The organism is Mycoplasmopsis canis PG 14, from assembly GCF_001553195.1.
Lineage (GTDB): Bacteria > Bacillota_I > Bacilli_A > Mycoplasmatales > Metamycoplasmataceae > Mycoplasmopsis > Mycoplasmopsis canis.
The window spans coordinates 689,242-703,714 of sequence record NZ_CP014281.1; the positions used below are offsets into that span (position 1 = coordinate 689,242).

Annotated in this window: 15 protein-coding genes and 1 rRNA gene; 8 read left to right on the top strand and 8 right to left on the bottom strand. The window is 28.0% G+C overall.

Annotation, left to right across the window (positions count from 1 at the left end):
* Positions 1–288 precede the first annotated feature (288 nt).
* A 16S ribosomal RNA gene (locus tag AXW82_RS02600) occupies positions 289–1,797 on the bottom strand.
* Positions 1,798–2,100: 303 nt separating this feature from the next.
* The gene (locus AXW82_RS02605) at positions 2,101–3,273 is read right to left on the bottom strand and encodes an IS30 family transposase (protein ID WP_052746216.1); all 1,173 of its coding nucleotides are present in this window, start codon (positions 3,271–3,273) and stop codon (positions 2,101–2,103) included.
* A gap of 209 nt (positions 3,274–3,482) precedes the next feature.
* On the opposite strand from AXW82_RS02605, the gene AXW82_RS03640 reads away from it, so the two are divergent.
* From AXW82_RS03640 to AXW82_RS03755, 3 genes are all read left to right on the top strand, one after another.
* Positions 3,483–5,012, top strand: a complete 1,530-nt coding sequence (locus AXW82_RS03640; protein ID WP_060913339.1) for a DDE-type integrase/transposase/recombinase — start codon at positions 3,483–3,485, stop codon at positions 5,010–5,012.
* Between the two features lie 362 nt (positions 5,013–5,374).
* The gene (locus AXW82_RS02615) at positions 5,375–6,601 is read left to right on the top strand and encodes a hypothetical protein (RefSeq protein ID WP_004795437.1); all 1,227 of its coding nucleotides are present in this window, start codon (positions 5,375–5,377) and stop codon (positions 6,599–6,601) included.
* Positions 6,602–6,766: 165 nt separating this feature from the next.
* Positions 6,767–7,063 (top strand): hypothetical protein, encoded by a 297-nt coding sequence (locus AXW82_RS03755; protein WP_044084316.1) that lies wholly within the window; start codon positions 6,767–6,769, stop codon positions 7,061–7,063.
* A 28-nt stretch (positions 7,064–7,091) separates the two neighbouring features.
* Here the strand turns inward: AXW82_RS03755 and rpmB are convergent, their stop codons facing one another.
* From rpmB to truB, 5 genes are all read right to left on the bottom strand, one after another.
* Positions 7,092–7,283, bottom strand: coding sequence for a 50S ribosomal protein L28 (rpmB, locus tag AXW82_RS02625; protein WP_004795432.1), 192 nt, complete (start codon positions 7,281–7,283; stop codon positions 7,092–7,094).
* 20 nt (positions 7,284–7,303) lie between these two features.
* Complete coding sequence (rpsO, locus tag AXW82_RS02630; protein WP_004795431.1) at positions 7,304–7,570, bottom strand: 30S ribosomal protein S15; 267 nt, start codon at positions 7,568–7,570, stop codon at positions 7,304–7,306.
* Between the two features lie 99 nt (positions 7,571–7,669).
* Positions 7,670–8,542 carry an FAD synthase gene (locus AXW82_RS02635; RefSeq protein WP_004795429.1) on the bottom strand — a complete coding sequence of 291 codons (873 nt, stop codon included), beginning with the start codon at positions 8,540–8,542 and terminating at the stop codon, positions 7,670–7,672.
* Between the two features lies 1 nt (position 8,543).
* Complete coding sequence (locus AXW82_RS02640; protein ID WP_004795428.1) at positions 8,544–9,359, bottom strand: YcsE-related riboflavin metabolism phosphatase; 816 nt, start codon at positions 9,357–9,359, stop codon at positions 8,544–8,546.
* Between the two features lies 1 nt (position 9,360).
* Complete coding sequence (gene truB / locus AXW82_RS02645) at positions 9,361–10,203, bottom strand: tRNA pseudouridine(55) synthase TruB (protein ID WP_004795426.1); 843 nt, start codon at positions 10,201–10,203, stop codon at positions 9,361–9,363.
* An 86-nt stretch (positions 10,204–10,289) separates the two neighbouring features.
* Here truB and gmk point away from each other — a divergent pair, with 86 nt between their 5' ends.
* From gmk to AXW82_RS02670, 5 genes are read left to right on the top strand one after another with little or no spacing between them, the layout of a single operon-like run.
* Positions 10,290–10,943 (top strand): guanylate kinase, encoded by a 654-nt coding sequence (gene gmk / locus AXW82_RS02650; protein ID WP_004795424.1) that lies wholly within the window; start codon positions 10,290–10,292, stop codon positions 10,941–10,943.
* On the top strand, positions 10,927–11,679 hold the full coding sequence (locus AXW82_RS02655) for a PP2C family protein-serine/threonine phosphatase (protein ID WP_004795422.1): 753 nt from the start codon (positions 10,927–10,929) through the stop codon (positions 11,677–11,679). Before gmk ends, AXW82_RS02655 begins: the two co-directional genes overlap by 17 nt.
* Positions 11,672–12,673: a serine/threonine-protein kinase gene (locus AXW82_RS02660; protein ID WP_004795420.1), complete on the top strand. Its 1,002-nt coding sequence runs from the start codon at positions 11,672–11,674 to the stop codon at positions 12,671–12,673. Before AXW82_RS02655 ends, AXW82_RS02660 begins: the two co-directional genes overlap by 8 nt.
* Positions 12,673–13,524 (top strand): ribosome small subunit-dependent GTPase A, encoded by an 852-nt coding sequence (rsgA, locus tag AXW82_RS02665; RefSeq protein ID WP_004795418.1) that lies wholly within the window; start codon positions 12,673–12,675, stop codon positions 13,522–13,524. Before AXW82_RS02660 ends, rsgA begins: the two co-directional genes overlap by 1 nt.
* A 2-nt stretch (positions 13,525–13,526) precedes the next feature.
* Positions 13,527–14,189 (top strand): ribulose-phosphate 3-epimerase, encoded by a 663-nt coding sequence (locus AXW82_RS02670; protein WP_004795415.1) that lies wholly within the window; start codon positions 13,527–13,529, stop codon positions 14,187–14,189.
* Positions 14,190–14,243: 54 nt separating this feature from the next.
* On the opposite strand, the gene AXW82_RS02675 is transcribed toward AXW82_RS02670, so the two are convergent.
* Complete coding sequence (locus AXW82_RS02675) at positions 14,244–14,465, bottom strand: phosphopantetheine-binding protein (RefSeq protein WP_004795413.1); 222 nt, start codon at positions 14,463–14,465, stop codon at positions 14,244–14,246.
* Positions 14,466–14,473: the final 8 nt, after the last annotated feature.

Sequence of the window (14,473 nt, forward strand, 5' to 3'; positions counted from 1 at the left end):
ATCAATATTTTCCTATTGTTGTTGATGTATTCAAAGACATTTTAATAAATTATTTAAAAAATAATTACTCGGTATCACAAAACAAATTGACTAATTTATTTTTATTGATGTCGTTGTTATATTAATTTATCTTTACTATTCAGTTTTCAAAGAACAAAGAGAGAAATTCTCTCAAAACTAGATATACTGTCGGGTTATCTCGACACATGACATTTAAAATAATAATTGATAACCATGTAAAATAGGTAATTGTTACTAAAATGAATTGTAACTTAATGTACTCCGTAGAAAGGAGGTAATCCATCCCCACGTTCTCGTAGGGATACCTTGTTACGACTTCACCCCAGTCACCGGCCCTGCCTTAGGCAGTTGTCTCCGTAGTTAACAAAACCGACTTCGGGCATTACCAGCTCCCATGGTGTGACGGGCGGTGTGTACAAGACCCGAGAACGTATTCACCGTAGCGTAGCTGATCTACGATTACTAGCGATTCCGACTTCATGTAGTCGAGTTGCAGACTACAATCCGAACTGAGAATGGTTTTTTGAGATTTGCTTGACGTCGCCGTTTTGCTTCTCTTTGTACCATCCATTGTAGCACGTGTGTTGCCCCACTCGTAAGAGGCATGATGATTTGACGTCGTCCCCACCTTCCTCCCAATTACTCGGGCAGTCTCCCTAGAAAATTAACTAAGGACAAGGGTTGCGCTCGTTGCAGGACTTAACCGAACATCTCACGACACGAGCTGACGACAACCATGCACCATCTGTCATTCCGTTAGCCTCCACTATATCTCTATAGTTTTGCGGAAGATGTCAAGAGTGGGTAAGGTTCTACGAGTATCTTCAAATTAAACCACATGCTCCACCGCTTGTGCGGATCCCCGTCAATTCCTTTAAGTTTCACTCTTGCGAGCATACTACTCAGGCGGATGATTTAATGCGTTAGCTGTGCCGATAGTTCTACTATCAGCTAATCATCATCGTTTACAGCGTGGACTACCAGGGTATCTAATCCTGTTTGCTCCCCACGCTTTCGTCTCTCAGTGTCAATATGTGCCCAGTTAGCTGCCTTCGCCATGTTGATGTTCTTCCTAATATCTACGCATTTCACCGCTTCACTAGGAATTCCGCTAACCTCTACACAATTCTAGCATGCCAGTATCCAACGCAATTTGGGGTTGAGCCCCAAGTTTTCACGCCAGACTTAACATACAACCTACAGACGCTTTACGCCCAATAATTCCGGATAACGCTTGCAACCTATGTATTACCGCGGCTGCTGGCACATAGTTAGCCGTTGCTTTCTGACAAGGTACCGTCAAGGCAATAGCATTTCCTCTACTGCTTTTTCTTCCCTTATAACAGCAGTTTACAACCCGAAGGCCTTCATCCTGCACGCTGTGTCGCTCCATCAGACTTTCGTCCATTGTGGAAAATTCCCTACTGCTGCCTCCCGTAGGAGTCTGGGCCGTATCTCAGTCCCAGTGTGGCGGATCAGTCTCTCAACCCCGCTAAACATCATCGCCTTGGTAAGCCATTATCTTACCAACTAGCTAATGTTCCGCACCCCAATCTTTTAGTGAAGCTTTAAAGGCTTCTTTTATATATAGTTCATGCGAACCATATAAGTATCCGGTATTAGCGATAATTTCTCATCGTTGTCCCAATCTAAAAGGCATGTTAAGTACGTGTTACTCACCCATTCGCCGCTAAGTTCCGAAGAACTCCGCTCGACATGCATGTATTAGGCACACAGCCAGCGTTCATCCTGAGCCAGGATCAAACTCTCGAAAAAATTGACTGTCATGTTTTGTGTATATCTAGTTTTCAAAGAACTTCATTCGCTTATTTAAAAGCGCAAGATTATTATAACACATAAAAAAAATATCAAAGAAATAATTTTATTTTTTTAATGAATATTCTAAAAGTCATTTGCAAGGATGTAATAAAAAAACTGTAAAATAATTTTATCAAATTTTAAATTTACAAAAAGGTATAGGAAAATAGAAAACTTTAAAAGTTTTCTCGCCGCTTTTGCTTACTTTTTCAAAAAGTAAGGCTCCCTTGTCTGAAATCAAGGGCGGGGGGTTAAAATAATCTAAGGTTGATTAATAATTTTTCTATAGTTATTTATTCATTCCATCATAAAATCAATTTCTTCTTGAGTATAATTGTCAAGACTTTTACCTTTAGGAATAAAATACCTTATTAATCTATGCATATTTTCAATGGAGCCTTTTTGCCATGAACTATATGGAAGACATTTGAACAATCTGTCTTTAGGAATGATTTTGTGTAATAAAACATTTTCCTTACCATTATCGACAGTTAAGGATTTAATATTTAAACCAAACTTTTTAATCATATTATTTAAAGCTTGATGAATATATTTTGAACCTCTTTTGGTTATTGTAGCATATGACTTTCTAGTTTGTCTTTCTAACAAAGTTACTAAACACTTTTTATCATCAATTTTGCCCATTACAGTATCAAGTTCGTAATGGCCCATTTCTGATCTATCGTTAATATAATTTGGTCTCTTAGTTATTTCGGTAGCGTTATTCAATGTTACTAATTTAGTCTTCTTGGTTGTTTTCCTAATATATTTACCTTCTGATTTTCTAATTATATGTTCATAATCTAGATAAAATGGTAAGGATTGCATCTTTTTATACACTGAACTAACAGAAGGGCTAAAGCCAATGTGAGATTTCTTAAAAGAATTTACCAAAAACTTTACAGAAGTTTTTGGCATCTTTTCTTTAATATTTCTTTTGATTTTGTATTTATTATATTTATGTCTAATATCATTTCAATACTCTTTAAATGGTTCTCATTTTTCTTGTAACTTAGTATTTCTGAAAAACAATCTTGAGTATCTATAATCCAATAAATGATCGTATATTTTAGAAAAATGAATAACTTTAACCTTAGTGACTCTTTTAAAACAATTGTTACATTGAAATCTTTGATATTTTAATAAATCTTTAGAATGTTTACTAGTCATAAGATCAATTTTGTTTTTTATTGTTCTCACATCTCTTTTTATTTTTCTAGAGGCTTTTTGAATTGATATACCTTGGCTAATTTCAAATAAAGCATTATAAATTGAATCAATATCCATTTGTTTTTTCTGTAAATTTCTAGTTAGTTCTAATTTTCCTTGAAACTTTCAAATAGTATCAATATTTTCTGCAATTTCATAATGAGTATATTTATTTTCTTTCTTTGATTGATCAAAAATACAAATTCATTTTCCTAAATTTTTCATTATAATATTAATGTATCCTTTCTTGTTTTTGCACATTTATTTTATTACAGGATACATAAAAACAAAGTCATATGCATGTTCAACTTGCATATGACTTTTCTAATTAATATTTATTTTTTTAAAAAAGTGTGTAATAACATATATTTTGAGCCACATATTAATCTCATATAAAATGAGCCTATTTAACAGGAAAGTGGTATAAATTATTTATGAAAATAACACACAACTTATTTAAGTATAAAAATTTAACAAAATTTGAAATAAAAAAACAACAATCTTTAAAATTGATTGCTGAAAATATCGAAAAATCTTTATCTTATCTTAGCTTGATTACAAACCTTAGTTTATCAACTGTAAAAAGATATAAAAAAGTTATTAAAAGCAAAAAAGAAATTGTTGTCTCACATAAAAATAAATATCATCAAAGAAATTACAAAATAACTGATGCAGAAATAGAATTAGTCTTTAAAAATTATTTAGAAACATGTCAGTTTATTTTGAATAGAGATCTAACAAATAATCAACTTTCAATTAAAACATACTTTAATTCTGAGTATGGTTCTTTTATAAGAGAAAAAATTTCTTACAAAACTTTAGTTAAGAGATTTAATCAATTAGGTTTATTTAATATACATACAACCAAAAGAGGAAGAAAGATTGCAAGATTATCAAAGAAAAAAACCTCAGAAGATATAACATTGATATTAAAAAATTATTATCAACAGATTAAACAAAATGAAAAACAAAGACAAGTTTTAAATCTAAAGAAAAATCTAAAATTCGGCGAAATTGTTGAGATTGATGCACAACTTGAACCATACTTAAAAAATGATAAACCATTATATCTTTATCATGCAATAGATGTAGCAACAGGAACATTGTTAGCGGTATGATTTGAAGAACAAGAAACAACATTAGGATATCAAAGACTACTAGAAATTGTATTTAAAAAGTATGGATTCCCAAAGAAAATCTATACTGATAAAAGAAGAAGTTTTTGAGGAAACGAAAACACACAAACAGTCTTTGAAAAAGTTTTAAATAAAAAGGGAATAGAAGTACTAAGTTCATCAAATCCAAAACATAAACCACATGTTGAAAGATCTTTTAGGACATCACTAGACCAATATCCGTTACTTATTCACAAAAACGGATATAAAAATATTGATGATTTGAAGAAAAATAATGAAGTATTTCAAAATTATTACAATATCAGGAATAAAAAAATAATTTCTAAACAAAATGTTTTTCAAAAAGAGGGAAAGAAAAACGGCAATTGAGCCGTTGATTTAGAGATTAATAGAAAAGTTTTAAATGGTGTTGTTAGATACCAAGGTAAAAATTACGCAGCCTTTGATATGTATAACAAAAGAATTATCTTCCCTTATAATTCTGACGTTTTATTAGTGCATTCTTCGGATGATAATTTGTATTTTAAATATAATGATAAAAAATACTTTGCTAAGGAACCTAACGGAAAATATCTAAGTTTAACAGAAATGTGAGCTTTAGAGAAAGGATTAGATTACTCTATTCCAGCCGTAGGGAAACTAGCATTTATCTATAATAAAACAAATTCGTTTTTTAAAACTCTTGAATTATATATCTCAAAATTTAATAGTATTTCCGTGAATGCCCAAGATAGTAATCTTGAAGCTAATAAAATCATGTCCGAATACTTAAGCATACTCCGAGCATTGCACAGAAGCATCAATGATGATATAAGAATTGATGCATAATAATTTTAATATTTTTTATGAAAATTTTAAAAATAAAAATTGCTCTTTTGATGTAGGGAAATTTAGAAAAAATGCGTAAATTTATAAATTTAAAAAAGCAAAAAATAAAAAAATTTTTTTGCATAAGTTTTTTGCCACTTTTTTTAAAAAAAGTGCACACCTCTATAAATAAAAAATGAAAAAACATTTAACTCCTAAATAAGGAGTTAAATGTTCAAAAAATAAGCTCAAAATACATGTTATTCTACAAAAATATCAAAGAAATAATTTTATTTTTTTAAAAAAGATATTTGCTCAAAAAATAATTTAAAAAATATAAAAAAGAAGTTTAATAAAATATTTTTTAAGTTAATATTCTATATATGAAAAATAAATTTAAAAAAGTTATGGTTTCTTTAGTATTAGTTGGTGTTATATCGAGTTTATTGACTACTTCTATTTATTATTATATTAAATATAAGAAGACACTAAATCAAATTAATGAAAGTCACGAAAATGTTTTAACAGAATATAAGGACTCAAATAAAACAAATATTTTAGATATTCAAGATGAATCTGATGTTAACTTATATTTCTCATCATATGGTGTACAAACCTTTTATAACTTAATTAGAATGTCGATGCTTTCAAAAAAAGAAGTACATTTTTATAGATCAAAAAAATTAGTAAGTTTTCACGAAGATTTAAATACTATTGAATTAGAAAATTTTTTAAAAAATAATAGAAAAGTTGATGATTTATCTTTTTTAGAAAATTCTAAAGTACATGAATTAGGCGATGTTAAAGACGAATCTTTATTTTTTGATAAAGCTTTAGAGTTTGTGAAAAATAACCCAAATAAAAAAATTGGAATTTGAACTAATTCAGATCACTTCGTCGTCAATGCAGATAAACTTTCTAGGCTCGCTAAATTTGATAATGTTCAAATTTTTGGAATTGAAGATTCTAACTTATTAGGTCAGTATATTATTGATAATTATTATAAAGATGAAGACTTTGTTAAAGAAAATAAGAATGAAAAATTAGAAAGTTGAAAAAATCCAATAATTAACTCAAAGGTGACTAGATGGAATCAATATTTGATACCTATGTTTTATAAAAATATAAAAGTTTATTGAACTGATCCGCAACAATCTAAAAATTTTGAAATTCTCGGAATTAAAAATCATTTTTCATTTTTTAATGAAGAAGGATTTCAAAAACTTAAAGATGAAATTTTTCAAAGAAGAGATAAGTACAATAAGAGGTATTCTAATTATTGAGCCAAAATAACTAGCTACAATTGAGAAAAAGAACGAGATAAGGTAAATAAGATTCAAAACGAAAACAATAAAGAAAGCTTAATTATTTTAGGAACTAATAGTACTAATGATCAAGATTCTATTTCGAAAATATTATTTGAATATGGTGAGCAATATAACATTTATTACAAAGGACATCCTGGAATGAATGCTAATGCGAGTTTTATAATTAATAAATTAAAACCGGGAGAACAAATATCTTTCTTTGATTATGAAATTAATCAAAAAAGGAACTTTATAATTAAGGATTCGTGAAAAATTCTTGCCTTAGAAACGCAAATCCCATAAGAGGAACTAACATCTGATCACGCTAATGAAGAAAATGGAATATGGTTTAATAAATGAATAGGATTAGATGGAATATCTAGTGCACTTTATGGTATATTAAATAAGAAAAATACTTATTCGGACATTTTGTTTCTAGGTGATTCATTCAATAAAAAACTATTCAAAATGGGGTCAAAAGAATTTGATTCCTTCTTAAGTAAAATTGCTACAAAAGGAGCTTCTAACTCGATTATCATTTCTAAAATTAATGACAAAATGCCAGAGAATTTAGAAATAGATGATTTTAAATTCGAAACATCTATTAATTCTGGCTTTAACATTATTAAACCAATCAAAATATTGAGCAAAACAAAAAATAACAAAAATGCTTATATTTTTGAATTCGAAATTGAAGTTTCTTACCAATTAAACGATAAAACTCCTATTGAACATTTTATAATTAAAGTTAATAAGAATATTTAAAAAAGTTAGCCACGCTAACTTTTTTAAATTATACTAAACCTTTTGTTTTTAAAGTTTTTAAAGTTTTTGCACTAACACGTAAAGTCATTCTTTGTCCATCAATTGTAACTCTAACTTTTTGTAAGTTTACATTGAATTTTCTTTTAGAAGCATTCATAGCATGTGAACGTGTATTTCCTGATAATGGTCCTACACCTGATAATTGACATCTTCTTGCCATAATTTGTTCTCCTTGCTTTCTTATTTACGAATGTTTAAAGCTTCGATAACTTTGTTGTATTCTTCTAAATTTGCTTCTTTAAGGTGTTTTAATAAAACTTTACGTTGTGAAATTTTTGCTAAGAAACCTCTACGTGAGTGATTATCTTTTGGGTTATTTAAAAAGTGTGGTTTTAATGATTCGATATCTTCTGTTAAAATAGCAATTTGAACTGCTGTATTTCCTGTATCTTTTTCATTTTTACCAAATTTTTTGATTAATTCAGCTTTTTTTGCCTTTGAAACCATAATATTTTCTCCTAAAATTAAATGTATATTATGTTTTAAACCTAGATAGAACTCATTATAAATTAGGTTAAACCCAAGTCTAAAATTTATGTTTGCTTTTTAAAGCTGTTTTATTATATCATTTAAATTGTTTTTTTCATTGACTAAAATAATTTTTTTAGCGATTGCTTTATACTCTTCTTTTAAGATATCATCAAACTTAGAAGTTACTAAGTAAATCTTGTCAATAAATTCAATATAACAATTAGTGTTGTTAATTTTATTTAAAAATTCAAATTCCTTATCAATCGAATATCAACGAATTTCTTTATTTGCATTAATATGAATCAGTGAAAAATAAATTAAATTATTAATGTACAACTTCGCTACATAAAAACCTTTATGAGGCAATAATTGTTTAGCATTAAATAAGATTTTTCCTTCTTCAAAAATCCCGTTAATAGTGAAATTAAAAACTAATAATTCATTTGCTGTTTTCACATCCCCAAATTCAATCATTTCTTTAAGAAATCTTGTTGAAATTTTGGTGTTATTGACTTTAAATATTGGAACAGTAATACAACTTATATTCAAATCTTCAAGATTTATTTCCTTTAATTTTAAGAGATCATTTCCCAACTTAAAATCTTCACCTGCAAAGATTTTTACATTTTCGTTATGTGAGATTTTTTTTATGAATTCAAATGCACTTAAATTTTTTATACTACGAAAATCAATCTCCACAATTAAATCTAAATTCAATTGAGCTAAATTAAAATAACTCGCTATATTACTTTGAAAAAATTCTCCTTTATTTTTGAATTCAAATGTTTCTTGATTAAAAACAAATAAAATTTTTCTGCCTGAATATTGAAGAGTTTCTTCGAATACTTTAAAATGCCCTATATGAAATGATTCAAAACTACCCAAAATTATATTATCATCATTTTTAGCTATAAAATTTTCTAAAGTATAAATTTCTAAAGACTTCATTTTAAATTAAATACAACTCTTTCAATTTAAGATAACAACCTTCATATTCGCAATCTAAAGCTACGTCTTTTGCAACTGACTTTAATTTATCATTAGCTCTTTGCATCGCAACTCCGTAATGAGCATCTCTAAGCATTTCATAGTCATTTGAACTGTCACCGAAAGCAATAAGATTTTCCATAGAATAACCTAAATGTTTACACAAAATTTCTAATGTATGACTTTTTGTAACGTTCTTTGGACTTATTCAAAAGCCTCTTGATCATCTAGAAGATACTTCAACGTTAAAATCATTTTCTTTTATATATTGCTCAACTTTATCAGAAAGATTTTTAGGATCATCTGTGCTAAAAGTTATCAAATATAAATCCGTTTCCCTAAGAGAAGCATCTTCGTAATCATGATAATTTTGCATAAATGGCTTAATAAACCATGTATCAGTTTTTAAGTTTGGTGATTTATACACTCTATCAAAATCTGTGACAGCCATTGCAACTTGTTCATCTTTAAATTTGTTGAATATTTTTTTTACAACTTCTTTATCAATTGATGCCTTAAAAATAAAATCTCGTTTTTGGACATCTCAAATAAAAGAACCATTTGCTCCAATGAAATAATCAACTGGGTGCAACTGATCTAAAAAATCACCAATTGTTGCAAATTCTCTAGCACTTGCAACTACAGTTTTGATTCCGTTATTTTTAAGTTGCGAGAACATTTTTTTCGTGTTTTCTTCAAACTTTGTATGTCCATTTGGTAATAATGTACCATCAACATCGAAAGCCGCTATTTTAATAATATCTTTTAATTGTTTCATTTTAACCTCTTATTCTTTTTGGAAAAACTTTTTTAGGATAAAAAATCCCTTTATCTACATCTCCAACCGCACAAATTTCTTTAGTGTGTTTACTTAATATGAATAATTTGCCATTTTTCTTATTCAAATAAATGTTTCTTCCGTGAGAAATATCTTCTAAATCAGAATCTTCCACTTCTACTAATTCTAGTGTAAAAAGATTTTTAAAATCTATTTCTTGAAACTCATTTGGTTGAATGTTTCCTAAATCAACATTACCAACCTTAGTTCTTTTTAAGTAAGTCATAGCACATGATGTTCCTAAAATATGCGCAATATCAACTAGTAAAGTTCTTATATATGTGCCCTCAGAAACGGTTGTTAAAATACTGAATTCATTGTTTTCTTCATCAAAACTTACTAATTCAATTTTTTTCACTTCAATATTTTGGGAAGGAACCTCTACCTTTTCACCTGATCTTGCATAATCATAGGCTTTTTTTCCTTTTATTTTTTTAGCACTAAAAACGGGTGGTATTTGAGTTTTAAATAAACTAGCCTTTTCAATCGCTTCCTTTAGTTCACTTAGTGATATATCTTTTTTTTCTAAAAAATTAAGATTTCCAGTTATATCTTGTGTATCACTGCTTACAAATAATTTTGCTTTCGCCAAATAAGTTTTGTCTTTATTTGATATATATTGAAAAAGTTTTGTATCATCATTAGTTGCGATAATCATCAAACCTTCAGCTAGCGGGTCTAAAATTCCTGTATGTCCAATTTTATAAGCATTTAATTTTGAACTTAATTTTCTAATTGTTTTATTTGAAAAATCACCTTTTTCTTTATAAAATTTTAAAAACATTATCGCCTTTCATCTTACTTAAAAATATTTAAATTTATTTTACCATATTGGTAGGCCAAAACATAAAATATATAGATATTTTTTAAGTGAAAAAATATAGAAAAAATGGTAAAATTACAAATATGAAAAGTATAGTGAATTCAAAAGAACCAATTATTATTTTTACTGGACCAAGCGGAGTTGGTAAAGGGACAATCGAAAGATTGCTTTTTGAGTTTGAAGAATTAAATTTATCCCTTTCTTGCTCTGCCACAACAAGGAAACCTAGAAATGGTGAATTAAATGGAATTCATTACTACTTTATCGATATAGATAGCTTCAGAGATAAAATGAAACATAGAAAATTTTTAGAATTTTCTTATCATTTAAATAATTATTATGGAACGTTATATTCAGAGTTAAAAAAGATTCATGAAAAGAAAATGGTTCCTATGCTCGAAATTGAAACTAATGGTGTAAAAAAAGTAATAGAAAGATTTAAAAAAGAAAACCTTAATGATAAGTATAATCTTATCACCATTTTTTTAGCTCCGCCTTCAATTGATGATTTAAGAAAACGTATAATTTCAAGAGGTTCCGAGAATAATCAAACACTAAAGGATAGATTAAAGAAAGCAGAAGACGAAATTAAAGATTCTTCAATTTTCAAATACAAAATAATCAACGACATCCCAGAAAGAGCAGCAAATGAAATTAGGGAAATTTTACACAAGGAGTTAGGGATTGATCAAACTAAGTAGTATAAGTGAAAAGGGTAATGTAAGATCCAACAACGAAGATCGTGTTGGATATTTTATTAATAAAAACATATATTTAGGAATTCTATGTGATGGAATGGGCGGTCATAAAAATGGTGATATTGCAGCAAATACTGCTTTAAACATGCTTGCAATAGATTTCATGAACAGTTTTAAATATATAAATAAAGATAGCGTAAAAGAGTTTGTTCATAGTTCTTTTTCCAATATTAAGAATGAGCTAAAAAAAATTTCTAGCATGAACCCAGATAAAAAAAACATGGGTACAACTGTTGTTGCTTTTATATATAATGAAAAAGAAAAGCAGCTTAATGTTTTTTATAGTGGTGATTCTAGATGTTACATTTTAAAGAGAAACAATGAATTAATCCAAGTAACTAGAGACCATAACTTGATGAATAGATGAATAGACGAAGGGATTGATCCTAAAATTGATGAATCAATGCCAATTTACAGATTTTTAACTAGTGCTGTAGGAGCTAATCTTGAAACACGAGTAGATTTTATAACTATTGATGATGTTGAAAAAAATGAATTACATAAAGTTTTACTAACATCTGACGGTATTCACGAATTTTTGAGTAATGATGATATACATTTTATTTTATCAAGAAACGAAGAACCAAATTATATTATGCAAAAATTTATTGAAAAAGCTATTATAATGGAATCTACAGACAACATGAGCGCTGTTTTAATGGAGATAAATAATGAATAGTAATAATTCAATTTCGATACCGGAATCCTCAAAAGTTCATGAAAAATATAAAGTAGGTAGAATACTTGGCAATGGTGGGATGGGAGTTGTTTGCTCTGTAGTGCCAAAAAATAATCCAAATGTTGAATATGCTTTAAAATATAGGTACAACGATTTTAATGAAACCTCAAAAAGAAGGTTTTTGGATGAAATAAAATTATTATCAAAAATCAATTCCGAGCATTTCCCTAAATTGATTGATTCATACAGTGATAAAAATGAACAATTTTATATCATGGAACTTGTTACTGGCGAGACATTAAAAGATTTGTTGCGAAAAAATAGACAGTTAAATGTTGCGACAGCCAATAACTACATCAGGCAAATCGCGGACGCATTGGGTGAATTACATTCTAATGGAATTATTCATAGAGACATTAAATCCCAAAATATAATGGTTCAAAATGATTTTTATATAAAAATCCTGGACTTAGGAATATCTGTTTCGGAAGATTCTCATAGATACACAAAAACAAACGCAATAGTTTGTTCACCACACTATGTTGCACCAGAATACTTAATAAAAAATAGCAAGATAACAAAAGCTGTTGATATATATTCTTTAGGTATTTTATATTACGAAATGCTTATTGGCGATTATCCTTTTGAAGGAAAAAACGAAACAGACACTATATTAATGCACAAAAATAACGAATTTCCCAATCCGAAAAATTATAGAGATTTACCTCAATCAATTGCTAATATAATTATAAAAGCAACTGCAAAGAACCCTTCCCATAGGCATCAAACTGTTTGAGAATTTAAAGAAGATGTTAAAACATCATTAAAGGATTATAGAAAATTAGAAAAACCAATTTCGCAAAAAACTATGAAGTCTAAGAAAACAATTGCTGATATAATAAATTCTATTTGATTTATGGTTGGCGTTTTAGGATTTTTAGTTATTATTGTTATTTCTATAATAATTATTGGATTTACTTTGGGGGTTTTATAATGCAAAATTGAAAAATATTTTCACTAGTTGCTGGTGATTTTGAAATTTGTAATATAAAATCCAAAGAATGCAAAATTTTGAAAGCAGCCGGAAAATTAAGATATAATAATATTTCGCCTATTGTCGGCGATTTTGTTGAGATTCAAAACAATATGATAAAAAGTGTTTTTGAAAGAAAAAATGAGTTTATTAGGCCTAAAGTATCAAATATAGATCAAGTTATTATATTCATGTCTATTGAACAACCTAAATTTAGTTCGTTCTTAATCGACAAATACATGAGTATAATCGAAAAAAAAAGTATAAAACCTATTTTATTTATAACTAAAAGTGATTTAAATCCTAGCGAAACAGAAATGTGAAAAAAACAATATTCTAATATGGGATATGAAGTCTATTCAATAAATAACAAAAAATTATTTGATGATGATCTAAAGAAAATTTTTCAAAATAAGTTTTCTGTTTTTATGGGGCAAAGCGGAGTAGGTAAGACCACAACACTAAACAACATTACAAATCTTTCGTTTAAAACACAAGAAATTTCAAAGGCCTTAGGAAGAGGAAAACACACCACTAGAGTAGTTAAAATTATCCCGGTTTTTGATGGGTATTTAATTGACACACCAGGATTTTCTTCTCTTGAAATAGAACTTAATAGCGTTGAACTATCTAAAAGTTTTAAAATGTTTAAGGAACTTTCTGAGACATGCAAGTTTAGAGATTGTTTGCATATAAATGAAAAAGATGCAGATTGCGCTATTAAATTAGCTATCAAAAATAACAATATTCCGTTATTTAGATATGAAAACTACTTAAAATTGCAAAAAGAATTACAAGAGAAAAGGAAATAATTATGACAAAATATGTTACACCAAGTTTATTAAATGTTGACGCCGAAAAAAGATTAGACATGGCTAATACACTCATTAGTAATGGAATAAAATGAATTCATTATGATGTGATGGATGGTAATTTTGTACCGAATACAGCAATAGAAGTTTCTGAAATTAAAAATATTGACGAAAAATCTTTAAAACATATAAAAGATGCACATTTAATGGTAGTTAATCCTTATGAATATGTTGATCAATTAAAAAACCATGTTGATATTTTAACATTCCATTTTGAAGCTATAGAAAATGATTTAGATAAGTTTGAAGAATTTTTGGAAAAAAATAAACATGAACTAAAGATCGGTTTAGCAATTAAACCAAATACTAAAGTATCTTCAATTAAATCATTTTTAGACAAATTATCATTAGTTCTTGTTATGTCAGTAGAACCTGGAAAAGGTGGACAAAAATTTATGGAATCTTCACTAGACAAAATTAAGGAATTATATTCAATTAGAAATAATAATTCATACGACTACTTAATACAAGTAGATGGTGGTATAAACTCAGAAACAGGCCCAATGTGCCTTAAAAGTGGTGCTGATGCTGTTGTTGCAGGTACTTTTCTTGTTGTAGAACCTACAAAAGAGAGAATAAATAGTATACTTGGTAAATTTAAATAATTAAAAATTCTCATGTTTATTGCATGAGAATTTTTAATTCAACAAAAAACAAAATTATACTTTACTAAGCACTAAATCAACAACATCTTGTACTGTAACAATTTGCATTAATTCTTGATCAGAAATAGAAATGTTAAACTCTTCTTCTGCTAAAACTATAATTTCGGCTAAATCTAATGAGTCTATCTTTAAATCTTTAACTACATCAGTTTCTACAACTTTTTTTCTTGCTAATCTTGTGAAATTTTCAATAATTTTTGCTTTTACATTTTCCATAAAATAAT